This is a genomic window from Pontibacter ummariensis, from assembly GCF_900188175.1.
Classification (GTDB): Bacteria; Bacteroidota; Bacteroidia; order Cytophagales; family Hymenobacteraceae; genus Pontibacter; species Pontibacter ummariensis.
This window is the reverse complement of sequence record NZ_FZOQ01000011.1, coordinates 1-22,537: the sequence shown is the minus strand read 5'-3', so window position 1 is coordinate 22,537 and position 22,537 is coordinate 1. Positions and strand designations below refer to the sequence as shown.

The window sequence follows — 22,537 nt, the reverse complement described above, 5'->3', positions numbered from 1 at the left end:
GTAACACCCAACTAATCTAACCTAAAAAGACGTCTCTTAATAAACATACCTATGAAAATGAAGGTTTTTTACGAGAAAGGCACTAAAAGACTGAGAAGGATCTTTGGAAGAATAGTTCCCTTTAACACACAGTACAGACCAGGAGACGTGTGCCGGATTCATTTGGATAACATTGAGGCCAATAATCCACGAGAGTTGACTTGTCACCCTATATATCCCAACCTTACTACTAAGCTTGATATTTCTGAAAGCCTGTTTGAAGCATGCTCTGCGTATTGGAAGCCCAGAAAGCAGATCACCACCGATTATATGGTTGTGGAGGTGCCGAACGGGCGGATATATACCGACAATGAAAGCAGTGTGGCTGTCGTGTCGCAATACAACCGGTTGATAGAGAACATATCTTTAAGCCTTGTAAAAGGCAAGGTTACAGAGCCTGACCTAAACAACATTTTTGAACAACGCTACTTCCTGCCTCCTTTAAAACTAAAAGGGAAAGTATTCTCTTTGCTGTCCGGAGGCGCCGGCATCAACAACATCGGGCACTGGTTTATAGATGTGCTGCCTCGCCTTCACCTGCTGCGTAAAAGCGGTTTGTATGAAAGCATCGATTGGTTTTATGTACCAAGCTTACAGTACAGCTACCAGACAGAAACGCTCGACCTGTTAGGTATTCCCCTGAACAAAATAATTGCAGGAGATGAGCATCCGCACCTGGCGGCAGATTGCGTTGTTGCCTCCACTGCACCGCGGGGCAATCATACGTTAGTACCAAAGTGGCTGTGTGACTTTATCCAGGACTCTTTTATGCCTTATGCCGAGGAAGAAGAGGACCAGAAAACTCCGGAAGCATCTTACCTTTATATTAGCCGCTCTGATTCAAAGATCCGAAACGTGCTAAATGAAAAAGAACTGCTTAAGGAGCTGGCACCTTTCGGTTTTAAAACGGTAGTGTCCAGTCAGCTCAGCATAAAAGAGAAAATAAGGCTTTTTTCAAGAGCAAAGGTTGTAGTAGGCGCCACTGGTGCAGGTCTTATTAACATGTTTTTCTGTAAACCTGGTACTAAGATGATCGAGATCTTCAACGAAGGCTTCGTGGTTGAGCCTTTCTATGACATAGCTACCAAAATAGAACTAGATTACGAGTACATTATCTGCAAAGGCAGAAAGAAAGTACGAAATGCCAGCCAGGGACAACGGGAACACCTGCTCGTAGAAACGGAAAAAGTACTGGACATTCTTAACAAGACGACAAAAGAGGAACATACGGCAGACCACCAGAGAAAGCAAGCCGAAGTTGCCTGACTCTTCTCTAAGAGCACTTAAAGCTCTGTTACAGTAGCTGAATGCACTGTGGCAGAGCTTTCTTTTTTCTGCCCTAAGGCCCTTTGGTATATATTCAATAACAACTGATAGTTTACTTCGGGCGTATAGTGGTGCAGGTAATCCTGGCGGGCACTCTTTCCCAAACCTAAGGCATAGCTTTTGTTCTGTTCCAGCTCTTTTACCTTGTTGGCTAAGTCCCTCGCGTCACCAGGCTGATAGTGCAGGCCGTTACACCCATCCTGCACCAGATACTCTCCGCCCCCAATTCTAGCGGCAATCACGGGGGTAGCGGTCGAAAAAGCTTCTATGATGGACATGCCAAACATCTCGGGCCATTCCGACGGAAAAATTAAGCCCCTCGCACGTTTCAACTCCTCTACTACCCTATCCCGCTTCTGGTACCCTAAGTACTCCAATGCAGGATACTTTGCGGCGTGCGCTTCCACTGCTTCCCGAAGAGGGCCGTCCCCTATCACCTTCAGTTTAAAAGAACGCAGTGCCTGCGCTTCCAGCAATGTCTCCAAGCCTTTTTCGGGGGACAGCCTGCCAACGTATAAAAAGTATTCTTCCCTTTCTTCGGCACCTAAGCCCAGGTCTGCTGTAAAGTTAGGCTTCACCACCAACTGCTCCGGCTTAAGCTGGAGAGACGAGTTCTGGAAAAGTGCTGCAGCCCCTGGTGTAAGGGCAATAAAAAGGTTTACTTTGTTTCGCCAGGTACCCAGGAGTTTATGCAGGCCCGTAGTCAGTACAACGGAGGCGGTTTGAAAGCTGGAATCGCGGTATGCACCATCCTTTATCGGCTTCAAAGGAAAGACTTTTTGCACGTTCTCCAGATGTACCTTGCCATGATAATGCAAATATGTACTGGGGCAAATAAGTCTGTAATTATGCAGGGTCATCACGACAGGCACCTGATGCTTTTGACATACATAAAACACGGCAGGCGACAGCAAGGGGAAGAAATTATGCACGTGCACGACATCCGGTTTAAACAGCTTTATTCTCTCATCTACTGCACGGGCACCTTTGTAGTTATAAACGACTCCTAAAGCAGCCTGCAGCTTTTCTGCGGCGCTGTTTACGTCGTTGTTCGAGAAGGTAAGCGTCTCCACCGTGTGGCCGTGCTCCTCCAGTAAGGCTATCTCTGCGAAGAAAACAGTGTCTTCGCCGCCAGTCTGTTTGTAGTGGTTGTGAATGATGAGTATGCGCATGAGCAAGGGTGTATCAGGATAGGGTTTTAATGGCTTGCCGCAGATCCTCTGGTGTACCGATATCAAGGCAGGAACTGTCGTCGAAACATACGCTTTGTACGCTTAAACCGTTGTGAATGCCTTCCTGTATTACCTCCCCTACACTTACCTCCTGCCCTCTTTCCTGTACCTGTTCCTGTATCTGCTCCAGGTGGGCGTGCATGAATTGTGTAAAGCGAGCCCCCCAGCAGGCGATAGCCCACCCATAGGTCAGGTCTGTGCACAGTGGCTTACGTACTATGTGCTCCACTCTTCCTCCGTCATCTGTCTTTACCATGTCCCATTTATGGGGGGAAGGTACTTTATACAGGCCCAACACCACGTCAGCCTCAGTTTCCTGTTGCCGCTTAAGTAACTGCTCAAAGGCATTTTTTGGCTCGAACAGGATGTCTGGAAAACCGAATACCACTTGCTTGCCTTGTATAAAGGGATAGGCCTGATCTAAGGAGAAAGGGGTACCGTAAGGGCGCCCCATAATCAGGTATGCAAGGTGCATCCCTAATTGAGTACCGTCACCAAAGTAGTTGGGAATGTCCCACTTGCCTTTTCGCAGCACGAAATAAGCTTTGCCGGCCCCCGCACGCTGCATATGCTCTAGCAAGTACTGTGAAACCACCTTTGGATGGGGCTTACCGTAAACAGGATGTGTAGCAAAGCCTACCGGAAAAAGTTCTTTGCTGCATGGGATGGGCTCTAAGCGGGACCCGAGCCCGGCGGCAGGTACCAGCCCTACTATTTCTGTTGGCATTGGTATGAAGCAGGCCGCGCACCGCTACCCAGGGTTGCGATGCGCGGCAATTTAAATTCTTTGTCTAAGGGAATCTTTTCCCAGCTCCTAAGTAATAGGTAGAGCTACGTTTGAGGAACCTCTGAGCACTTCTTCCCGTGCTGCGGCATCAGGGGCAGAAAAATAGGCTGCCTGCTGCTCTAACAACTTGTCCACGAGGCGTCCTTCAGGGAGCACCACGTCATCATACGTGATCACCTGGTCTTTTGGGATATCCCGCTTCAGGACACAGCCTTCTGCCACGCCAATCGGCAATAGTCTTTCTCTAGCCGTGGTATCAGCATTTTCGCAGAGGCCGTAGGTCATGTAGTGGCCAATGCCATCCAACACCTCACCTGCTTTCAGGTCCTTCTTGGCAGCCGAAACGACAGACACCTGTGGTGCACCCATTGGCGTAAGGGCTGCATCCTGAAACAAAACGGCTCGTGCTACGGTAGCCGGCACTTCAAAATGGCACAGGTGATACGGGGTGTAGAAAAGGTAAAGCGGTCCTTCGCCCAATTTGTACAGGTTCAGGTAATGCTGCTGTATCGGGTTGTCGTGCGTACCCAGCACAAACACACCCGGCCCTGGCTCAGCGCCCACCACATAGTCAACAATACCGGGTCCCTCTAACAGGTCTTCTATCGGATACAGGCTGTGCACACAGTCTTTCAGAGACGAGCCGCTTGCTACAGTGGGGCCGTGCATCCCCCGCTTGGCTACGCGCATCCCCGTTCCATTGGCGATGATGGCTTGCTCAAAAGAGATCTTACTGCCATCGGCGAAAGAGGTCACCATGGAGGGCTGCTGCCCCCATTTCTTGGCAAAGCCCTCCTGCGTGGTAGGGTTACGGTAAGGGTCATGCAGGCCTTTGATGTTGCCGCACAACACTGGCTTCACACCCAGGCCTTTTACAAAGCGGTACAGGTTCATGGTAACGCCGGGTTGGTCGCCGTCGGCATTGGTAAAAACTACGCCTGCCTTGTCGGCATACACTTTCAGGATTGGGCCTACCGTGCCATCCACCTCCGCGTTCATCATGATGATGTGTTTGCCGTTTTGTATGGCGCGCATGGCTATATTTGTGCCGAATTCAACTGCCCCGGTCACCTCAATGACGGCATCCACTCCCTCGGCTTCACATAGCAGCATGGCATCTTCTGTTATGCTGTACCTGCCCTGGCGGATGTTTTCTTCTAGTTGGGCAAGAGTGCTTACCTCGTCCACTTCCGGAATCTGCGCCTCTGTATACGCTTGCCTTGCTTTGTTCAATGTACGGTTAGCTATAGCTACCAATTCCATTCCCAGAGTGTACTGGCTAATCTGAAGGGCAATTCCACGCCCCATAAAGCCAGCTCCTACCATGGCCACACGTATAGGGTTCCCTTCAGCCTGGCGTTTAGCTAAAGCGCTATCAACTATAATCATATTATTGTATCTGTTTGAGTTTTAAAAGAGGAAAGCTGCTGGCCTACACCAGCAGCTTTCCTTTTGACGGTACCTGCTCATCCTCGAAATCAGGGTGCGCCTGGTCTTTTTCAGAAATTACGACTGGCTCCATGGGCCATTCAATGTTGAAGGCGGGATCATTCCAGCGGATGCAGCGTTCGGCACCGGGTGTATAGAACTCCGTCACCTGATAAGTCACATCAGTGTTGTCTTCCAAGGTGATAAAGCCATGAGCAAAACCCTCCGGCACAAACAGCATACGGTAGTTATCGGCGGTTAGCTCCACGCCTACCCACTGCTTGTAAGTCTCTGAGTCCGGGCGCATGTCGATGATCACATCGTAAATCGCACCACGGGTACAGCGCACCAGTTTCGACTCCTCGTTCGGGGCCAGTTGCATGTGCATGCCGCGTAAGGTACCTTTCTTTTTGTTATAGGACACATTCGTCTGCCTCACTTCGTTACTCAGCCCGTATGCCTCAAACTCTTTCTGGCAGAAGGAGCGGCCAAAAAAACCACGCTCATCCTCCAGGCGTTTCACATCGATGACGTAAGCTCCTTTAAGTTTTGTTTCGGTAAAATTCATGCTTCTGGTTTAAACTGTTTCTAACTCCGCCGCTGCTATCGCTGCCCTGTTATGCTTCCACTGCAGCTGCGCGTTTATCATTCCTGTATCCTGCAGGTGGTTCAGTATCATTAAGCGCATGAGTTGTGAGTTACGGAAATCTCCATCCTTAAACTCCATCGCCTGCAGGCCAGCGTGTAACTCCTGTATAGTCTGGCTTAAAGAATAAGCTGGCTGGTGGTTTGGAGCCAGCTGCTGAAAGAGATCAAAATTAACTTTATAAGACCGCTTGTCAGGGGCAGCGTCTCTGTTTACGGCCACATCCACGCCGGGCATTGCCTCCGCCACAGCGTTTGCTAGCTCGTACACCTGGTAGTTCCACTCGTTAGAGCCTGTGTTAACAGCCAGGAACTCTCCTCCGTTTGATGGTTCTCTGGCCACGGCCCATTCAATAGCCCGTGCCATGTCCCGCACGTGGATGAGCGGACGCCACGGAGTACCATCACTTAGAATGTTGATTTTTCCTGTTGTTACTGCACTCGCCACAAAGTCATTTAAGACCAGGTCGAGGCGCAGGCGGTTACTCATGCCACAAGCCGTTGCAAAACGCAGGCTGGTCACGGTAAAGCCTTGTCCGGCTAGTGGCTGTAATTCTTTTTCTGTGGCTACTTTGGAGCGGGCATAGGCCGTAAGCGGGTTTAGTGTGGAGTCTTCGGTTTTAGCCATTTCCTCTGCGGCACCATACATGCTACAACTGGAGGCAAACACAAAATTCTTTACGCCGGCTGCTTTTGCCATTTCGGCAATGCGCACGCTGGACTTATAGTTTACCTCCATCGTCACATCCTCGAACTTCTTACCCATGGGATCGTTGGAAATAGCAGCCAGGTGAACGACGGCATCCACACCCGCTAGCACCTCGGCCGGCATTCTGCGCACGTCCCCGTAAAGCTGCATGTCCAGTCTGCTTTCTGGCAGGATAGGGGCATCTGTAAGGCATGAAGCGAAATAGGCCATATCGTATCCTACCAGCGTCGCCCCAGGATGCGCTGCACGCAAACGTTCTACCACACCAGGCCCCACGTAGCCCATGTTACCAGTTATAAGAATTTTCATAGAAGAAGTATATATAAGTGAAGGGTTGCGGATATAATCAGAGAGCCTAGTTCACTGCTTTAGACAGCATTTTATGCCATACGTTCCAGGGGGCGTTGCCACTCTTCCACAGATCCTCAAGTACATGCTTGTCGCGCAGGGTATCCATGGGTTGCCAGAAGCCACGGTGGCGGAAGGCGGAAAGCTCCCCCTCTTCGGCCAGCGACTCCAGTGGTCCGCGCTCCCAAATGGTGCTATCGTCCTCTATGTAGTTAAAGACCTCCGGTTCCAGCACAAAGAACCCGCCATTAATCCAGGGCATGTCGCCACCAGCAGGCTTTTCCTTGAACTGTGGCACTTTTGTCGCCCCAGACGAGAGGGTAAAGGCCCCGAAACGGCCTGGCTGCTGTACAGCAGTAAGGGTAGCCAAAGTGCCCTGTGCCTTGTGGTATGCTATGGAAGCCGTAACATCTATGTCACCGACGCCGTCCCCGTAGGTAAGGCAGAAGGTCTCATCGCCTACGTACTCTTTTACGCGCTTCAGGCGGCCTCCTGTCATGGTCCCCTCCCCGGTGTCCACCAAGGTCACTTTCCATGACTCTGTGTGGTTTTTGTGCACTTCCATGCTGTTCTTCCGCATGTCAAAGGTCACATCGGAGTTATAAAGGCAGTAGTTGGCAAAGTACTCCTTGATGATGTTCCCTTTATAGCCACAACAAATAATAAATTCGTTAATGTTGTGGTATGAATATATTTTCATGATGTGCCAGAGAATCGGCTTTCCACCTATTTCGACCATAGGTTTTGGCCTTACGCCGCTTTCTTCGCTTATGCGTGTTCCATAGCCACCAGCAAGTATAACTGCTTTCATCTTTGTAAAGGGTTAAAGGATTTGCGGTTAAACATTAATCACCATTAGCAGTACTCCAAACAGCTTTATCTTGTTCTGTGATTTGCTAAGAAATACGGGGATTTATATATAAAGATTTTACAGAGCTGTTTTTTTAGAAGATTTTGCGTAGGAAGGTGGCTTTTCTCGCTGTCAGGCAAGGCCAGTCACTAGCAGGAGTACCCCTCGCTCCTTTTATTTTCCCCAGTGCATGCGCTTCTCGCTTTGCTGCTGAAACAGTAGCTTTACCAGCAGTAGCAAAAACTTGCTGTTTGTGATGAGGTAGCGCTTCCAGAGGCGCCCTGGCTCCTGCCATAAACGGTAGGTCCACTCTAAAGAGAGGTCCCTAGCCCATTTAGGGAGCCTCTTCTCCAGGCCCGCATAAGTTAGGTAAGCCTGCCCTACCCCCAACATGCAGGCATTGATACGGCCTTTGTGCTCCGCCATCCAGCGCTCCTGCTTGGGGCACCCTAGGGCCACGAAAACCAGGTCTGGATTAGCCTTGTTGATCATATTGGTGATCCCCGTATCTTCAATGTGGGTAAGCTTCCGGAAAGGCGGCGAAAAGTACCCGGAGACCTTCAGGTGCGGGAGCTCTTGTTTAGCCCGACGTAGAACGGCCTCCAGCACATGGTCTGTAGATCCATAAAAAAACACCGACTTCCCTCGTTCTGCCGCCTCTCTTAAAAGGCAGGGCAACAGGTCCATGCCTGCTACGCGTTCCTGCCGCTTCCCATAAAACAGCTTGAAAAGCTTAGACAGGGGACCACCATCCGGTGTAGCGACATCAGCGTTGTTCAGAATCCTGTTAAACTCTTTATCCTGGTAGGCTTCCATCAGCATGTGCACATTGGCAAAGCATACGTAGGATGATTTCTTATGCTCTGTGAGCCAAAAAATATGTTCTACGAACTCATTAAATGAGCCAACAGAAATCAGGGAATTAAACAACGCCCGTTTTTCTTTTAAAGGTGACTCGATAAGTTGTACTTCTTCTTGTTGTGCTCTGTTAGTACGCATTCTTCTCTCCTTTAATCATATTCCACACAGTCAGGAAGATAATCTTCATGTCCATCATTAGGCTCCAGTTCTCCATGTACCTTACATCGTACTCTACCCGCTTCTCCATCAGGTGCAGTTCCTTGGTCTCCCCCCGAAAGCCGCTCACCTGTGCATAACCTGTTATACCCGGGGTAACAAAGTGGCGCATCTTATATTTAGAGATCAACTTGGAGTAATGGTCCAGTTGAGAGATTAGGTTCGGACGTGGCCCGACAACAGACATATCCCCGAGTAACACGTTGAAGAACTGCGGAAGCTCGTCCATGCTCGTCTTACGCAGGAATGCACCTACTTTCGTAATCCTAGGGTCATTTTTAGTGGCTTGTAGCTCTGTCTGGGTATTTACCCGCATGGTACGGAACTTATAGCACACAAACAGCTTGTTTTTCTTTCCCGGGCGCAATTGCTTGAAGAAAATGGGCCCTTTAGACTCCAACCGTATAGCCAAAGCGATTATCGGCAACAGCACCGGGAAAATAAAGAGAATAACAGCCAGTGAAAAGGCCACATCAAACAGCCGTTTGGCAATCCTATTAGAGGCTATCTCCAGTGGCTCCTTTCGCACGCTGATCATGGGGATGTTATGGTAAAAGTACATATTGACATCCTTCTGCACGATAGCGCTAAAATCAGGCACCAAGCGAAAATAAACGAAGTTCTCATCCGCAAAAGCTGTCAGATCATCCACCTGCTCTTTATTCGTCAGCGGGAGTGTGTAATACACTTCATCTATGCTGTGCTGCAGGCAGTATTCCTTCAAGTCGTCCACGCAGCCTTTTATCTGGCTGCTCAACGGGTTCCCAGGGTCAACGCTGTCATCGAAAACCCCCATAAACTTGGTACCTATATCATCATTACTGCTTAGCGTCTGAAACAAAGCCGCTGCTGCGGGACCTGCTCCCACAATAACATAGCGCGTGTGCGCCATGTCTGAATTTGTGTAGTAGCGAAACACCTGCGATAAAAGCAAACGGCTCACACTGATTAATAGAGCCGTAGAGAGATAGGTATAAAGTAATAGCAGGCGCGACAACTCCTCCAGATTAAAAATCACGATGCAGCTTGCCAGAATGAAGGCATGGAGCACAAAGGCGCTCAGCAGGTCAGAAACCCGCTTGTCACAGGGCAGCAGTCTGTCTACCCGGAATACATAGTCATCAAATCCTGAGACAATCCACCACACCAACGCGAACAGTACAAAGAACACGTTGTATTCATAGCCCATTTCTAGGCTGCCATACCGAATCAGGTTAGACAGCTTAAAAGCAAACGCTATAAGGGTTACATCTAATATCAGCAGGAAGACCCTGTTGAAACTATAATAGTGCCGAAACTTACTCATGGTAGTAGGGTAATCTTCTTGTCATATTTAAAACTGTTTTGTTTTCTGCTTTCCCTTTTATAAAAGCATAAGAGACAAAAGCCGCAATCAGCTACCCCGTACAACTTAATCTCCATCACCATTCTCTGCTTAAAGAACTTTAAAGAAATTAAATGGAAGTAGTTGTCTTTATTATTGCTTAGGAAACCGCTAAGCCGGAAGTATAGCTGAATAACAAGTAGAAGTACGGCACACCCTTGCGAAGGTTTGTAATTTTACAACAAATATTAATAAAAGCAGATTAATTTATATACACCTATTACTATACATTAATACTTACGAATTCAGCAAATAGCTTTACATTTATTATACTTATTACTTATATAGTACCAATATACTAGAATATTGTCGTTATATTTACTTTGTACTATATTTACATATTCCCATAAACGGTTATATCCTCTTTTATCACCTTTGCAAGGATATCCGTTCAAGCGGATTAGCATCGTACGCAAACCTTAACAACCTTATACGCAACTCATTAGTATACCAAACGGCACTAAACTTCCTCCTTCTTCTAATGGCACTAAAAAAGATTCTTGCTGTCTGTTTTGGGATTGCTTTCCTCACCTTTGTAGTGGTGCAGTATAATGATCCTGACCCTGTTATCTGGATGGCTGTTTATGGGATGGCTGCCCTTCTTAGCTTTGCGGCCGCCTTTAATAAGGCTAATGATACGCTCCTGGGGATCGCCGCAGCGCTTTATGCGGCAGGGGGAGTGTATATGTGGCCCAACATGTACGAGGGCATTACCATAGGGGATGGGGACATCCGCAATATTGAGGAAGCCCGGGAGTCCTTCGGCCTGTTTCTCTGCACCATTGCCTTTAGCAGTTACATACTACTGAACTTGTATGACAGGCGCCTAAAAAGAAAAGCACAGTTAAAGCAAAAAGCGAGATGGACAAGTTAGCCCACCTCGCTTCCTAAAAGAACCAGAGGTTCTACTACAGCTGCTCGGCCTTGAAGCCTGCTTTCTCTACCGTTTGCTTTATATCCTGCGCATCGAGAGAATCCGTCTTGACCTCCAATACCTTATTCGGGTTGTCTGTGTCTACGTTCCACTCCGCTACCCCTTGCATGTTGTTCAGGTGCGGGGTTACTGCCTTTACACATCCACCGCAGTTTATAGTTGTTTTGAATTTATAAGTCTTCATTTTCTGCTTTCTTTATGGTTGATAAAATATTTACTTTCTCTTTACAGTTGCTTCGCTCTCAAGCGCAGGCTATTACCCACCACCGAAACCGAGCTTAATGCCATGGCCGCTCCAGCAATCATAGGGCTTAGCAAAAAGCCCGTGAAAGGGAACAACAGGCCTGCTGCCACTGGTATACAGATAACATTATAAAAGAAGGCCCAGAATAGGTTCTGATGGATCGTCTGCACGGTAGCTCTGGACAGCTTCACGGCATTCGCAACTTGCATGAGATCAGAGCGCATGAGGGTAATACCCGCTACATCCATGGCGACATCTGTGCCTTGCCCCATGGCGATGCTGACATCAGCATTCGCCAAAGCTTGCGCATCATTAATTCCGTCTCCAACCATGGCTACTACTTTGCCCTCCGCCTGCAGTTGCTTCACAAAACCGGCCTTATCCCCTGGCAGCAACTCCGCCTGGTACTGCTTAATACCAACCTGGCGGGCGACAGCTTCGGCCGTCTGTATGTTATCTCCCGTGAGCATATGAACTTCCAGGCCCGCCTCCTGCATGGCCTTTATGCCTGCTGCTGCGGTCGGCTTTACCGGATCGCTAACGGCAAACACAGCCAATGCATGCTGCTCGTCGGCAAAGAAAATCACGGTTTTGGCATCCTCCTGTAACTGCCTTGCTGCCTGCAAGAGATGCTCTGGCAGTTGGATATGCTGCTCGCGCAATAGTTTCTCATTTCCCGAGAAATAACGTTTCCCGCCAAAGTCAGCTTCTACTCCCAGGCCTGTTAAGCTGCTGAAATAGTCGGGTTGCCGCACTTTCTGCCCCTGCTCCTTATAGAACGTGTAAACAGCCTGTGCGATCGGGTGCTCGGACTGTGCTTCCATGGAAAAGAAAAGCATTTCCAATCTCTCCTGGTCTACGGTCTCATCCGCCCAGACTACATCTGTTACAGAAGGCTTTCCTTGTGTGATCGTTCCAGTCTTATCCAGTATAACGGCATTTACCTTGTGGGCGTGCTCCAGGCTCTCGGCATCCTTAATCAGGATACCCTGCTCTGCACCCCGACCCACTCCCACCATAATGGCCGTGGGCGTAGCAAGCCCGAGGGCACAGGGGCAGGCGATCACCAGTACAGAGATCATAGAAAGCAGGGCCTCCGTCAGGTAAGCTTCCCCGCCAAAGAACATCCAGGCGGCAAAAGTAAGCAAGGCAATCGCCAACACCACGGGCACAAAAACACCTGCAATTTTGTCCACGAGCTTCTGTACGGGCGCCTTGCTGCCTTGCGCCTCCTGCACCATTTTGATGATGTGAGCCAGCATGGTCTCTCCCCCAGTTTTCAGGGCTTTCAGCTGTAGGCTTCCCTTCTGGTTAATAGTGCCGGCATAGAGCATATCCCCTGCCTTTTTTTGTACGGGCAAGGGCTCCCCGCTCAGCATGCTTTCATCCACGTAGGTGGTACCTGCCACTACTTCCCCGTCTACCGGTACTCGTTCCCCGGGTAACAACACAACGCTGTCCCCTAGCTGCACCTCTTCAATCCTGATTTCCAGTTCCGTTTCTCCGCGAAGCACGCGTACTGTTTTCGGCTGCAAGCCCATCAGCTTCTTAATGGCAGCCGAGCTTCTGTTTTTAGCGTTCTCTTCCAGGTACTTACCTAAAAGGATGAAGGCAATGATCACGGCAACCGCCTCATAATAGACGTGGGGCATAAGGCCGCGACTGAGGAAGAACTGAGGGTAAATGGTGTTAAAGACACTAAAGGCAAAGGCAATACCTGTACTTAGCGCTACCAGCGTATCCATGTTAGCCCGAAAGTACTTAGCCTGTGCCCAGGCACCTCTAAAGAAGCGTTGCCCGGCCCAGAGCAGTATAGGGGCCGTCAGCAGCAGCATCGCCCAATTGCCCCAGGTAAAGGTGTCGTGAAAGAACATGCCCAGCACAAACACCGGCAAGGCCAATACACCAGCCACGAGAGTTCTTCGCTTCAAACTCGCCAAGGCAGCAACCTCCCGCTCCTCCAGCTCTTCCTGTGTTTTCTCTTCTATTAATATATCAAAGCCTATCTCCTGCACCGTTTGGCGCAGTTGCACAGGGCTTACAGCATTGGGGGCATACGTTACCTGTACTGTTTTACCGGCAAAGTTTACACTCGCCTCCTGCACTCCCTCACGGGTACGCAGCATGCTCTCGATGCTGCTGGCGCAGGAGGCACAGCTCATCCCTTCTACGGGGTAAGTCGCTTTTGTTAGTTTTTTTTCCGCTACAGTTAGCATTTTTTCATCGTCTTATTACATTACAAATGTACGGTGACAATGGCGCTGGCGTGTTACACAATTCTCAAATAGAGTTACAAAGTTATAGGCTAAGGAAGGGGAATCCGTTCAATGGTGGGTGTTAAAAAGCCGGAAATAATTCCTTTACAGGCTTTGCTGGTTCTTTAATCACAACTCTCAATATTGTCGTTTAGACATTACTGTATGAGAAGGCAGAAGAAAGGATCGCTTTATATACTAAAACCAATGCTTTGTTACTACCTTTGCCCCTATAAGGAGCAAGGCCTTTGGAGGCCACAGGCCAAACGAATCATACCTAAAGCCGCTCCTTTTCTATTTGGAGTATGGTTCCTTCACTTTTGTAAGCACGAGAATTACTCTCATAAAATTGTGGCAACGGCCGTAAGGAGCTTTACCTGTGTTCACAATTTACTTTAAAAGCTAGCGATAAAAGATGTATTCTTTCAGAAGAGTTGTTTTGATTGATGATGACAGCGTAAACAATTTTGTTTGCGAAAGCATGATTAAAAGCGAAAACTTTGCTGCTGAAGTAGTTAGTTTTGAATGGGCAGAGGATGCCTTAAATTATCTCAAGACCTCGGCTACCTTGCCTGATCAATTCCCTGATTTGATCTTTTTAGACATCAACATGCCCAGCATGGATGGATGGCGTTTTATAGAGGAGTTCTCGGCAATGCCTGAGAAAATCACAAAAGACTGCAACCTGTTTATGCTGTCCTCTGCTGTGGATAGAAGAGACGTTATTATGGCAAAAGGCCACCACAAAGTAAAAGACTTTTTCTCCAAGCCTCTCTCCACTGAAATATTAAACATCATAAAGGAGGAGTATGCCTTCTAACAAAGTTTTTCTCTTAAGTAAGAAAAACAGGCAGAGGCCAAGCTAGACCTAAGCAGGTTACCTCAACCTTAACCCTTATCCTGCACTTCTCTTCCAGGCACTCGTAGCGCTACTGCTTTCCGTGAACTAAAGGCTTGCATGCTACTTAGAGCGATAAGCACCTCAATGTTTATCGGCAGTCCTCTGCTCTTGGTGTTATAACACAATAAAGGTCCGGTTAAATTTCTACCTAAAGTATGAAAACTTATAGGATTCATGCCCGTAACAGGTGCAGTTACATATTATAAGCTCGAGCTAGATCTTTAGCAGCCTTTTGCGTGCAAAAGGCTTGTACAACAAAAAGAGCATGCTCAGAAATAGGAGTTGCAGAAAAACCGAAGATGCGTACGAAGCAGGTGTCCCCTACTGACCTAAGCCAAGTACAGGTCTATGCTACCGATAAAAACCTTGCTTCCAAGCCGTAACCTGTTGCTGAGAAGAAACAGAAACAACAGTTCCCTATAACATCAAGCCAAGATGATTAAGGCCAACTAAAGGTAGGCCTTAATCGAAAGGCGACACAAAACAGCAGGGGGAGCAATATGCTCCCCCTGCTGTTTTGTGTATGCATTACTTAAGCGCTCTTACCTGCGGCCATAATCAGCATCATCTTCCTTCTTTTTGTCTTCTCCCAAAGGTTGGTCTCCCCGTCTTACCCCAGCAACATCGTCGTCCATGGCGGTATCGCTTCCTTCGTACTCAAAACCGGGTCCTTGGGCAAAGGACTCGACGCTCCGGTGGTTATTGTCTCCATACCCACTAACCTCATTACCACCGATATGCAGATTCTCTAGCTTGTCTTTCTGTCCACGGCGCTCTGTCTGGCCATCAGATCCCATGTTGCGTTTTGCAGTGGGGTCTGGGTGGTTCCCCAGCGTCATGCGTTCATTATACTCATCGTTGACCTTGTCTGGCCGGTTGCCTACGTTTTCTTCGGATAAATTAGCTGGATTATTATGGTTGCGTCTTATAGGTTGTTTTTTTTTATCTTCTCCTTGATTGCTCATAGTTCAGTGTATTTAGGTTCTCTTCTTTATACGCTCCCCTTTGGCACATGTTGGCAATCAGTATTACTTAACATAATAAACACACTAACTTAAACTACCTGACATCATTCAAACTCCAATCATAGGTATAGTACCCCAGGGTGTAGCCTTTCGGTAGTTTGTTCTGACGATAGCGGTTAATGTAACTGGCAATAGAAGGAGCTTCCTGCTGAAACTCCGGTTTGTACCACTTGAAGATCTCGGAAATCAGCACCCTCTTTCGGCTGGGTTGTACTCTAATAAAAGAAGGATCCTGCAACGCTTGCCTTGTCTGTGCCTCCAGTTGCGCTTCAACGCTGGCAGGGGTATAAGCCGTGTTTAAAAGAGGCGGGCAGGACTTAGCGGCACATACCAAGGCAAAATGGACACGGGCATCAGAAAAAGGAGCCTGTAGCTTTGTCTTCTCCAACTCGTTAAGTGTAAGGTTCTCCCCTGCCACCCGAAATTGCTGCTCGTCAAAGAACCCGGCGACATCCATAACTGATTTCAGCGGATAGTGCTCTATTACCTGATCCAGTACGAGCAAATTATACGCATTCAGGTAAAAGGCCTTTTTCTCCGCTGCCGTGGCATTCTTTAAATCGTAGCGGGCCACCTGCTGTACCAGGCGCTGCAAGGCTGCCCTGTCTTTTTGCAAGCGCTGGTAATTCACCTGCCCATCCTGCACATGCTGCTGCAGAAGCTGCGACAGGGACTGATAAAAGTCCAGCTGTGGCTGTACTGCCACGACACCCGCAGGCTTGGCTAAAACAGCTTCTAAAGTCACCAATAACAAGGCGCACAGCAGCACAAGTAATCTCCTTAAATGCTTCATAGTTTATATATTAGATGCTTCCTGTATAAGCCCTTCCGAAGCTTTATAACAACAAGTGTGCACTTCTGCTAACTTTACACCAAATTTGTGCCGAGTTATGGCACCTCCATTGCCTGAATATCGTTAGCAATCAGAACAAGAAATACAGCGGCACGTGAAACTTTCAAAAATATACGACCCCCGGGAGATGAATTCCTACCAGTTTGTAGCCGCAACCGGCTTAGTCATGACGCTGGTAGCACATCTTATCATGTTAGTTATAAACAAAACGGTGCATAATTTCGAGGCGCTTTATATATGCTGGGCTGTATTCTTCAGCCTGGGAGCGGTAGCAAATTTTAACAGTAACCCCGGGGACCATGATCATCACCATCACCACTAGCAGGTACTGCTACTTCAGGAAATTCAGCAAGGCCTCCTGAAACCTTTCTGTAGCTGCCAAGTGTGGGATGTGCCCCACGCCCTCCAGCTCTACTAATTTAGCTTTTGGTATCGCATTAGCTGTACGCTTGCCTAAAGTAGGGTACTGGCCATGCTCCTGTAATTTCTGCTTATCCTTAATATACCCTTTCCCTACGATTGTCCGGTCCTCCTGCCCTATAACAAGCAGTGTTGGGACCTTCAGCTGATCGAACTCATACACCACCGGTTGTTGGTAGATCATGGCATAGGTTAATGCCGAGGCTTTCGCCACTTTGGGGTAATCCGGGTGGTTGATCTGAGCCGCTGGCACCTGCACCCACTCGTTATAGGCTGGTTTCCACGACGTGTAGTACGTCTGGTGATAGTCGCGAATTGATGATGCCGTCCGCTTCAATTCTGCCTGGTACAGCTCCTCCACTGTTTTGTAGGGTACAAACAAGCGGTAGTCTTCCAGTCCGATTGGGTTTTCCAGAACCAGCTTCGTCGTCATCTCCGGGTAGAGTAGCGCAAAGCGGGTAGCCAGCATCCCGCCCATCGAGTGTCCTACCACAGCCGTTTGCTCCACACCCAAGTGCTGCAAAAGCTCCTTTGTGTTTTCTGCCAGCTGATGAAAGGAGTAGTAAATTTCCGGCTTCTCAGACTTTCCAAAACCGATCTGGTCCGGCACAATTACCCGGAAGCCTTTGTTTGTCAAAAAACGGATGGTCTCCTCCCAATAGGCCCCCAGGAAATTCTTGCCATGCAGCAAGACCACAGTCTGCGGGTTTTGCACTTGCCCAGTCGGCTGCACGTCCATGTAGGCCATCCGGTACTTCTCACCCTCCACGCTTACCGGGAAAAACTTCACCTCATAGGGATAGGCATACCCTTCGAGGGTAGCATTCAGCGTTTTGGGTACCTGGGCCTGTACACCTAAGCAAAGGCACAGCAGTACCCACGCCAGGGCAGCAACTCGTCCGGCAGTATGTCTCCTTTTCATAAGTAACGCATCGTTTAAGCTTCGCTATTCTTTACTGCTTGGGTACAAGCATGGTTCAAAAAAGAAGCCCGCAGCAAGGGCTACGGGCCTATAAACAAACATCACTTAAACTAAATTACTTCACCAGTATCTTTTTGGTGTGGTAGCGTTTCCCCTGCATGATCTGCAGGTAGTAAATGCCAGGCCCGAAAGGAGTCAGGTCTATCTGCCGGTTATACTCGCCGCTCAGTTGTTCCACCGTATCTACAAACACCTCTTCTCCCCTGCTGTCCATCACGCTCACCCTGGTTGTCCCCTTGTTGTCCGGTGCAAAGCGCAGGTTAAAACGGCCATCGTTAGGGTTCGGGTAAAAACTGATGTGCTCTAGTTCCAGCGTTTCATTTTTCTTCGTCTCTATAGCAGCGCCTGCTTCTTTCAGCAGCTTTTTATCCTCCGGACTGATCTCTTTCACTTCAACCTTTCTATTGATGATGATCAGGGAGTTCCTCTCTCCTGGCTTGGCGGGCAGCAAATGGTTCTGTATTTCCTCCTCTCTCCCATTTTCATCTATCCGGATGATTTTACTTTCCCCGGTTTTCTCATCCCGGGTTATCTTAACTTTTACAGCTGTAGGGTGAGCGGCTATTATAGAATCCAGGTTGACTGTTGTTGCAGTCTTTAGAACGACAATACTTTCAATGTCCCCAATCTTTACGGTCTTCAGCCCATCAGCGCCAGGCTTTGTGCTGAAAGCCCTTGCATCATCCCCTTTTATCGTGATCGCCACAGGAGAAAGGACCTTAGTTGTGTCGCCAAAGCGCTGGAAGCTGAGCGTTCTTATGTCTGAGCTCCTCAGCGAATCTGCCTGTAGCCGGTAACTGAAATTTTTAAACCGGGCTGCCACCTCAGAATTCCCCATCATGCTTTCCACCGCCTCATGCACCGTGACCCCATTGGGGATCGTAAGTGTGGTGTCGAGCAGCTGTACCTGCCCGTTCTTATCCTGCTTTACCTTGATAGTAATGATCTTTTCCGCTCTTGCCTCTCCCGGCTGAGCCATCAGTTTAAAAAGGGGCATAAGCGCCAGTAACAGGGCCAGCGCCAGCTGTAAAAACAGGTTTAAAGGAATGGTTGTGCTCATAGTTTTCGTGCGTTAGATTCTTCACTTCAAAGGTAGGCACATCCGCAAGGCAATAGCGTTAACGCTGTGTTAAAGTATGTTAAAGAAAAGTTAAAGTAGCGCACAAGCTATTTCAAAAACGTACATTTGTTCTGTGAGCAAGCACACCATCATAGGGATTATTATACTGATGAGTATCTCATTACTGGGGGTAGTGGGCTTGCAACTGTATTGGATAAATGATGCCATCAAGGTAAAGCAGGAGCAGTTTGACCGCAGCGTAAACGAGGCCTTGGCATCTGTCGTGCAGAAGCTGGAAACGCGAGAGGCTGTTTCGCTGGTAAAAGATCAGATTGGAGCCGTAAGTACCGACACTATGATCCGAGCGGAGGGTAAAGCGCTTCCTCCCGTTTTAGCAGTCAAAAAGAAGCACGCTCCTACTCCACGCCCTGCCAAAGGAGCGACAGCGGAACAGCCGCAGCACCTTCCTGTAAGTAAGCAGCAGACAGAAGAGCAGGCCATGGCCTTACATAAAGCCGATTCCCTTCACCTTTACAAACGCGAAGCCGGCAAAACAGACAGGCCCATCAGCGTCATGGCCCGGCCGGTGCTAAGAGCCAGGGCTACCACCTTCCGGACAGACTCAGCGAAAAATGCTTTTGTGTACTGGTACGGCAACACGCACATTGTGCGGGCCCGACCCGATTCTGCCCTTTCTTTTAGCACAACAGCAAAACCTCCTACAAACTACCTGTTTCAAGTCTCCGCAGACACCATCCGGCTATCTGCTAAAAGTATCGATAGTTTGAAGGCTATGGCTAACGGCTTTGCCGCCATTAGCCCGGAAGACATTGCCTCCATCCTGGTGCGGCGTGACAGTATTTTTATCGTGAAGCAACCTAGGGTTGTTGAGTTTCGGCAGGTCCACAAACCTGCAGCGGCTATGGCCATCTCAGGAGAGGCAACAGGAAAGAGCGCTGTAACAGTGATAGCAGCTAAGCCGGTAGCACCCCGAGTAAAGGACCAGAAAAAAGATGTTCGCCTGCCTGCCTCTGTTGACCTCCAAAAGATAGCGCACCGGAAAAATAAGCTAAACGAGGTAGTGGAGAAAATGGTGGTAGAGTATGTAGCCAAGGATGCTCCCCTTCAGGAGCGTCTAAACCTGGGGGCTCTAAAAAGGCTCCTGCAAACGGAACTGCTGAGCAAAGGAATTAACGTGGATTTTGGCTATTATGTCATTACGGGTAACAGAGACACTTTAGCTGCTTACGATGCCGTACATGCTGGTATGGTTCCTTTCTCCAGGTATAAAACCAGTTTGTTCCCCAATGATATTTTCGAGAAGCCCGATTACCTCTCGGTCTACTTCCCCAACCGCGACGCTTACGTACTACAGTCGCTGTGGGGCATGCTGTCGCTATCGGCCCTGTTTACACTGGTGATTGTAACTACCTTCGGCACGACGATACACGTCATTTACAAGCAGAAGAAGCTCTCGGAGATGAAGAACGACTTCATTAACAACATGACGCATGAGTTCAAAACGCCCATCGCCACCATTTCCCTGGCTACCGATGCTGTGGCCAACCCCAAAGTGTACCAACAGCCGGATAAAATAAAGTACTATGCCGATATTATCCGACAGGAGAACAAACGCATGAACAAGCAGGTCGAAAACGTGCTGCAGATAGCCCTGCTGGAGAAGAACCAGTTCCGAATGCACCTGCAGCAAGTAGACGTGCACCTGCTCATCCAAAGGGCATTTGAAAGCTTTAGGTTACAGGTTGAGGAGCGTGCCGGACAGATCCGCCTGCAACTAAATGCCATGCAGCATGAGTTACAGTCGGATGAGGTCCACCTGTACAACGTTATCTGTAACCTGCTCGACAACGCGAACAAGTACTCCCCTGCATCCCCGGAAATTAACCTGACGACGCAGAACCTGGCTGGGGGGCTTGTGATAGCAGTAGAGGACAAAGGCGTCGGCATGACTAAAGAGACGCAGAAGCGGGTGTTTGACAAGTTTTACCGGGTGCCCACCGGAAACCTGCACAATGTAAAGGGCTTCGGCCTGGGCCTGAGTTACGTAAAAGCGATCGTGCAGGCCCATCACGGGCAGGTGCGCCTCAAAAGCGACCCCGGTAAAGGCAGCCGCTTCGAAGTGTTCCTGCCCCTGCGCAACATGAGTTAGCCAAAAGAATTCCTCTTGTGAATAGTCTCTTCCTTTAAACTATTAGCCATGGAAACACCCCACCTTCTGTTAGCCGAGGACGACCCTAATTTTGGTATCGTATTGCGCGACTACCTGGAGCTGCACGACTATAGAGTGACCCTTTGCAATGATGGCTGCAAAGGCATATCCGCCTTTCGTAAAGGGCAGTACGACCTGTGCATCCTGGATGTGATGATGCCCGAAAAAGACGGCTTTACCCTGGCCCGCGAAATCAAGCGGTTAAACCAGGAGGTGCCACTTATCTTCTTAACAGCAAAGGCCATGAAAGAGGATATGCTGGAGGGGTTTAAAATCGGAGCCGATGACTATATCACTAAGCCCTTCGACTCTGAAGTACTGCTGTACAAGATTAAAGCTGTACTAAACAGAAAAAACGGAAGCAAGGCAGCGGTACCTGCGCCGACGGACTTTAACATCGGGCAATACCACTTCCAGCCTAAACTGCGCTTGTTAAGCAGGCAAGGGCAGGAACAACGGCTATCTCCTAAAGAGGCGGATTTGTTACGTTTACTTTGTCAGCACCTGAATGATGTGATGCCACGTGAAGAAGCGCTGCAGCTGATATGGCAGGAAGACACTTACTTCACGGCGCGCAGTATGGACGTCTATATCGCTAAACTGCGCAAATACCTGAAACAAGATCCAAGCGTGGAGATCATCAACATTCACGGGCAGGGCTACCGCTTGTGCGTGCATAACGGCATCATGCTGTAGAACACCTGACTGACCTGCTTTTTTTAAGGATGCCTTAGAGGCATTTTCCTTGCCCAACTCGCTTTAAAGCCCTTGGAAGTGAGCCTGTCTTTTTGCCCCTCTGCCCCCTCTACTCCTGTCTAAAATAATTATTCAGCAATCATTTGCTATAAGCATTCCTCCTTCTATATTTAACTGTTGTTAAACTGGATTATATAAAGGCCACTTCCTGGTACCTGATCGGACAGCACTTGGGTTGAATTCCGTTTATTTTGCGCCTTGACAAGCTTTAAAACACATTTAAATAAACCCTTAATTCTTTTGAAAGATGCAAAAACTATTACTCTTCGTGGTGCTGTGCGTTGCATTCGCTAGCTGCGGCCCGCAAATTTACAAAGCAGCCTCTTTTCAGGAGGTAAGCTCTGCCCATAAGGTAGTCGCTATCATGCCCTTCGATGTGCTGATCGAGTCCCGAAAGCTACCGAAAGGGGTAACGGCCGATATGATCCTGGACCAGCAACGCGACTACGGTTATGGCATCCAGAACGACGTGTACGGTTACTTCTTAAGGCAAATGAGCAAGAACCGCTACACCGTCACCTTTCAGGATGTACATAAAACAAACTCCCTGCTAGAGGAAGCCGGCATCACGTACGAAGACCTGCGTAGAGCCTCCAAAGAACAGATTTGCCAGCTTTTAGGGGTGGATGCCGTTGTATCAGGCTCCGCGACTATGTCGAAGCCGATGTCGGACGGGGCGGCTGTGGCAGTAGGCCTGCTGGTAGGTGCCTGGGGACCAACCAACTCGGTTAATACGACTATTACCATTCACGAAGGCGCGAAAGGCGAGTTGATGTGGAAATACGACTATGCTGCTTCCGGTAGCATTGGCAGCAGCAGACAGTCGCTCACCAACGCGCTGATGCGTAATTCATCCAAGAAATTCCCCTACCAGCGTAAGTCCTAAGCGCTTAGGTGGTTAGGAAAAGCAAATAAAAGCCGGGCCTACGTTTGCAGGCCCGGCTTTTTACTAACACATGTCCCGTCCTAGAATAGGTTGACACTCAAATCAACCTTATATGGAAAAAGCGAGAGAGAAAAAAGGCAAGCGCACCCAGCGGGACTACACGCTG

The 22,537-nt window shown here is 48.8% G+C and carries 21 protein-coding genes; 7 read left to right on the top strand and 14 right to left on the bottom strand.

The window, feature by feature from the left end; all coding sequences use genetic code 11:
* Positions 1-51: 51 nt before the first annotated feature.
* Positions 52-1,305 (top strand): glycosyltransferase family 61 protein, encoded by a 1,254-nt coding sequence (locus CHB92_RS12635; RefSeq protein ID WP_089319587.1) that lies wholly within the window; start codon positions 52-54, stop codon positions 1,303-1,305.
* A gap of 17 nt (positions 1,306-1,322) precedes the next feature.
* On the opposite strand, the gene CHB92_RS12630 is transcribed toward CHB92_RS12635, so the two are convergent.
* The 8 genes from CHB92_RS12630 to CHB92_RS12595 all read right to left on the bottom strand — a co-directional run bounded on the left by CHB92_RS12630 (position 1,323) and on the right by CHB92_RS12595 (position 9,747).
* Positions 1,323-2,537: a glycosyltransferase family 4 protein gene (locus CHB92_RS12630; protein ID WP_089319586.1), complete on the bottom strand. Its 1,215-nt coding sequence runs from the start codon at positions 2,535-2,537 to the stop codon at positions 1,323-1,325.
* Between the two features lie 13 nt (positions 2,538-2,550).
* Positions 2,551-3,324, bottom strand: coding sequence for a nucleotidyltransferase family protein (locus tag CHB92_RS12625; RefSeq protein ID WP_089319585.1), 774 nt, complete (start codon positions 3,322-3,324; stop codon positions 2,551-2,553).
* Between the two features lie 87 nt (positions 3,325-3,411).
* Positions 3,412-4,773 carry an NAD(P)H-dependent oxidoreductase gene (locus CHB92_RS12620; protein ID WP_089319584.1) on the bottom strand — a complete coding sequence of 454 codons (1,362 nt, stop codon included), beginning with the start codon at positions 4,771-4,773 and terminating at the stop codon, positions 3,412-3,414.
* A gap of 43 nt (positions 4,774-4,816) precedes the next feature.
* Complete coding sequence (gene rfbC / locus CHB92_RS12615) at positions 4,817-5,380, bottom strand: dTDP-4-dehydrorhamnose 3,5-epimerase (protein WP_089319583.1); 564 nt, start codon at positions 5,378-5,380, stop codon at positions 4,817-4,819.
* 9 nt (positions 5,381-5,389) lie between these two features.
* Positions 5,390-6,475 carry an NAD-dependent epimerase/dehydratase family protein gene (locus CHB92_RS12610; protein ID WP_089319582.1) on the bottom strand — a complete coding sequence of 362 codons (1,086 nt, stop codon included), beginning with the start codon at positions 6,473-6,475 and terminating at the stop codon, positions 5,390-5,392.
* A gap of 46 nt (positions 6,476-6,521) precedes the next feature.
* Positions 6,522-7,325, bottom strand: a complete 804-nt coding sequence (rfbF, locus tag CHB92_RS12605; protein ID WP_089319581.1) for a glucose-1-phosphate cytidylyltransferase — start codon at positions 7,323-7,325, stop codon at positions 6,522-6,524.
* Positions 7,326-7,538: 213 nt separating this feature from the next.
* Positions 7,539-8,363 carry a WecB/TagA/CpsF family glycosyltransferase gene (locus CHB92_RS12600; RefSeq protein WP_089319580.1) on the bottom strand — a complete coding sequence of 275 codons (825 nt, stop codon included), beginning with the start codon at positions 8,361-8,363 and terminating at the stop codon, positions 7,539-7,541.
* Entirely contained in the window at positions 8,353-9,747 is a 1,395-nt protein-coding gene (locus tag CHB92_RS12595; protein WP_089319579.1) for an undecaprenyl-phosphate glucose phosphotransferase, read from the bottom strand. The genes CHB92_RS12600 and CHB92_RS12595 overlap by 11 nt, the downstream gene beginning before the upstream one ends.
* A 559-nt stretch (positions 9,748-10,306) precedes the next feature.
* Between CHB92_RS12595 and CHB92_RS12590 the strand changes: the two genes are divergently transcribed.
* A complete protein-coding gene (locus CHB92_RS12590) occupies positions 10,307-10,699 on the top strand; it encodes a transmembrane 220 family protein (protein ID WP_089319578.1) in 393 nt (130 codons plus the stop codon).
* Between the two features lie 34 nt (positions 10,700-10,733).
* Here CHB92_RS12590 and CHB92_RS12585 read toward each other — a convergent pair whose 3' ends face one another.
* Entirely contained in the window at positions 10,734-10,943 is a 210-nt protein-coding gene (locus CHB92_RS12585) for a heavy-metal-associated domain-containing protein (protein ID WP_089319577.1), read from the bottom strand.
* Positions 10,944-10,984: 41 nt separating this feature from the next.
* On the bottom strand, positions 10,985-13,219 hold the full coding sequence (locus CHB92_RS12580; RefSeq protein ID WP_089319576.1) for a heavy metal translocating P-type ATPase: 2,235 nt from the start codon (positions 13,217-13,219) through the stop codon (positions 10,985-10,987).
* Positions 13,220-13,673: 454 nt separating this feature from the next.
* Here CHB92_RS12580 and CHB92_RS12575 point away from each other — a divergent pair, with 454 nt between their 5' ends.
* Positions 13,674-14,078: a response regulator gene (locus tag CHB92_RS12575; RefSeq protein WP_089319575.1), complete on the top strand. Its 405-nt coding sequence runs from the start codon at positions 13,674-13,676 to the stop codon at positions 14,076-14,078.
* 623 nt (positions 14,079-14,701) lie between these two features.
* On the opposite strand, the gene CHB92_RS12570 is transcribed toward CHB92_RS12575, so the two are convergent.
* Both CHB92_RS12570 and CHB92_RS12565 read right to left on the bottom strand, forming a co-directional pair.
* Positions 14,702-15,124: a hypothetical protein gene (locus CHB92_RS12570; protein ID WP_245842535.1), complete on the bottom strand. Its 423-nt coding sequence runs from the start codon at positions 15,122-15,124 to the stop codon at positions 14,702-14,704.
* A 94-nt stretch (positions 15,125-15,218) separates the two neighbouring features.
* The gene (locus CHB92_RS12565) at positions 15,219-15,977 is read right to left on the bottom strand and encodes a DUF547 domain-containing protein (protein ID WP_089319574.1); all 759 of its coding nucleotides are present in this window, start codon (positions 15,975-15,977) and stop codon (positions 15,219-15,221) included.
* A 154-nt stretch (positions 15,978-16,131) separates the two neighbouring features.
* On the opposite strand from CHB92_RS12565, the gene CHB92_RS12560 reads away from it, so the two are divergent.
* Positions 16,132-16,359, top strand: a complete 228-nt coding sequence (locus CHB92_RS12560; protein ID WP_089319573.1) for a hypothetical protein — start codon at positions 16,132-16,134, stop codon at positions 16,357-16,359.
* A 9-nt stretch (positions 16,360-16,368) separates the two neighbouring features.
* Here the strand turns inward: CHB92_RS12560 and CHB92_RS12555 are convergent, their stop codons facing one another.
* Together CHB92_RS12555 and CHB92_RS12550 are read right to left on the bottom strand one after the other, a co-directional pair.
* The gene (locus CHB92_RS12555) at positions 16,369-17,379 is read right to left on the bottom strand and encodes an alpha/beta fold hydrolase (RefSeq protein WP_089319572.1); all 1,011 of its coding nucleotides are present in this window, start codon (positions 17,377-17,379) and stop codon (positions 16,369-16,371) included.
* A 115-nt stretch (positions 17,380-17,494) separates the two neighbouring features.
* On the bottom strand, positions 17,495-18,499 hold the full coding sequence (locus CHB92_RS12550; protein WP_089319571.1) for a T9SS type A sorting domain-containing protein: 1,005 nt from the start codon (positions 18,497-18,499) through the stop codon (positions 17,495-17,497).
* A gap of 133 nt (positions 18,500-18,632) precedes the next feature.
* On the opposite strand from CHB92_RS12550, the gene CHB92_RS12545 reads away from it, so the two are divergent.
* The 3 genes from CHB92_RS12545 (at position 18,633) to CHB92_RS12535 (ending at position 22,371) form a co-directional block, all read left to right on the top strand.
* Positions 18,633-20,669 carry a sensor histidine kinase gene (locus tag CHB92_RS12545; protein ID WP_089319570.1) on the top strand — a complete coding sequence of 679 codons (2,037 nt, stop codon included), beginning with the start codon at positions 18,633-18,635 and terminating at the stop codon, positions 20,667-20,669.
* A gap of 48 nt (positions 20,670-20,717) precedes the next feature.
* Positions 20,718-21,425, top strand: coding sequence for a response regulator transcription factor (locus CHB92_RS12540; RefSeq protein WP_089319569.1), 708 nt, complete (start codon positions 20,718-20,720; stop codon positions 21,423-21,425).
* A 307-nt stretch (positions 21,426-21,732) separates the two neighbouring features.
* Entirely contained in the window at positions 21,733-22,371 is a 639-nt protein-coding gene (locus CHB92_RS12535) for a hypothetical protein (RefSeq protein WP_089319568.1), read from the top strand.
* The last annotated feature ends 166 nt before the right edge of the window (positions 22,372-22,537 follow it).

Excerpts from the sequence above, each read along its gene's own strand:
- CHB92_RS12635 (WP_089319587.1), top strand. The coding sequence starts at position 52 with ATGAAAATGAAGGTTTTTTACGAGAAAGGCACTAAAAGACTGAGAAGG.
- CHB92_RS12630 (WP_089319586.1), bottom strand. The coding sequence starts at position 2,537 with ATGCGCATACTCATCATTCACAACCACTACAAACAGACTGGCGGCGAA.
- CHB92_RS12625 (WP_089319585.1), bottom strand. The coding sequence starts at position 3,324 with ATGCCAACAGAAATAGTAGGGCTGGTACCTGCCGCCGGGCTCGGGTCC.
- CHB92_RS12620 (WP_089319584.1), bottom strand. The coding sequence starts at position 4,773 with ATGATTATAGTTGATAGCGCTTTAGCTAAACGCCAGGCTGAAGGGAAC.
- rfbC (WP_089319583.1), bottom strand. The coding sequence starts at position 5,380 with ATGAATTTTACCGAAACAAAACTTAAAGGAGCTTACGTCATCGATGTG.
- CHB92_RS12610 (WP_089319582.1), bottom strand. The coding sequence starts at position 6,475 with ATGAAAATTCTTATAACTGGTAACATGGGCTACGTGGGGCCTGGTGTG.
- rfbF (WP_089319581.1), bottom strand. The coding sequence starts at position 7,325 with ATGAAAGCAGTTATACTTGCTGGTGGCTATGGAACACGCATAAGCGAA.
- CHB92_RS12600 (WP_089319580.1), bottom strand. The coding sequence starts at position 8,363 with ATGCGTACTAACAGAGCACAACAAGAAGAAGTACAACTTATCGAGTCA.
- CHB92_RS12595 (WP_089319579.1), bottom strand. The coding sequence starts at position 9,747 with ATGAGTAAGTTTCGGCACTATTATAGTTTCAACAGGGTCTTCCTGCTG.
- CHB92_RS12590 (WP_089319578.1), top strand. The coding sequence starts at position 10,307 with ATGGCACTAAAAAAGATTCTTGCTGTCTGTTTTGGGATTGCTTTCCTC.
- CHB92_RS12585 (WP_089319577.1), bottom strand. The coding sequence starts at position 10,943 with ATGAAGACTTATAAATTCAAAACAACTATAAACTGCGGTGGATGTGTA.
- CHB92_RS12580 (WP_089319576.1), bottom strand. The coding sequence starts at position 13,219 with ATGCTAACTGTAGCGGAAAAAAAACTAACAAAAGCGACTTACCCCGTA.
- CHB92_RS12575 (WP_089319575.1), top strand. The coding sequence starts at position 13,674 with ATGTATTCTTTCAGAAGAGTTGTTTTGATTGATGATGACAGCGTAAAC.
- CHB92_RS12570 (WP_245842535.1), bottom strand. The coding sequence starts at position 15,124 with ATGAGCAATCAAGGAGAAGATAAAAAAAAACAACCTATAAGACGCAAC.
- CHB92_RS12565 (WP_089319574.1), bottom strand. The coding sequence starts at position 15,977 with ATGAAGCATTTAAGGAGATTACTTGTGCTGCTGTGCGCCTTGTTATTG.
- CHB92_RS12555 (WP_089319572.1), bottom strand. The coding sequence starts at position 17,379 with ATGAAAAGGAGACATACTGCCGGACGAGTTGCTGCCCTGGCGTGGGTA.
- CHB92_RS12550 (WP_089319571.1), bottom strand. The coding sequence starts at position 18,499 with ATGAGCACAACCATTCCTTTAAACCTGTTTTTACAGCTGGCGCTGGCC.
- CHB92_RS12540 (WP_089319569.1), top strand. The coding sequence starts at position 20,718 with ATGGAAACACCCCACCTTCTGTTAGCCGAGGACGACCCTAATTTTGGT.
- CHB92_RS12535 (WP_089319568.1), top strand. The coding sequence starts at position 21,733 with ATGCAAAAACTATTACTCTTCGTGGTGCTGTGCGTTGCATTCGCTAGC.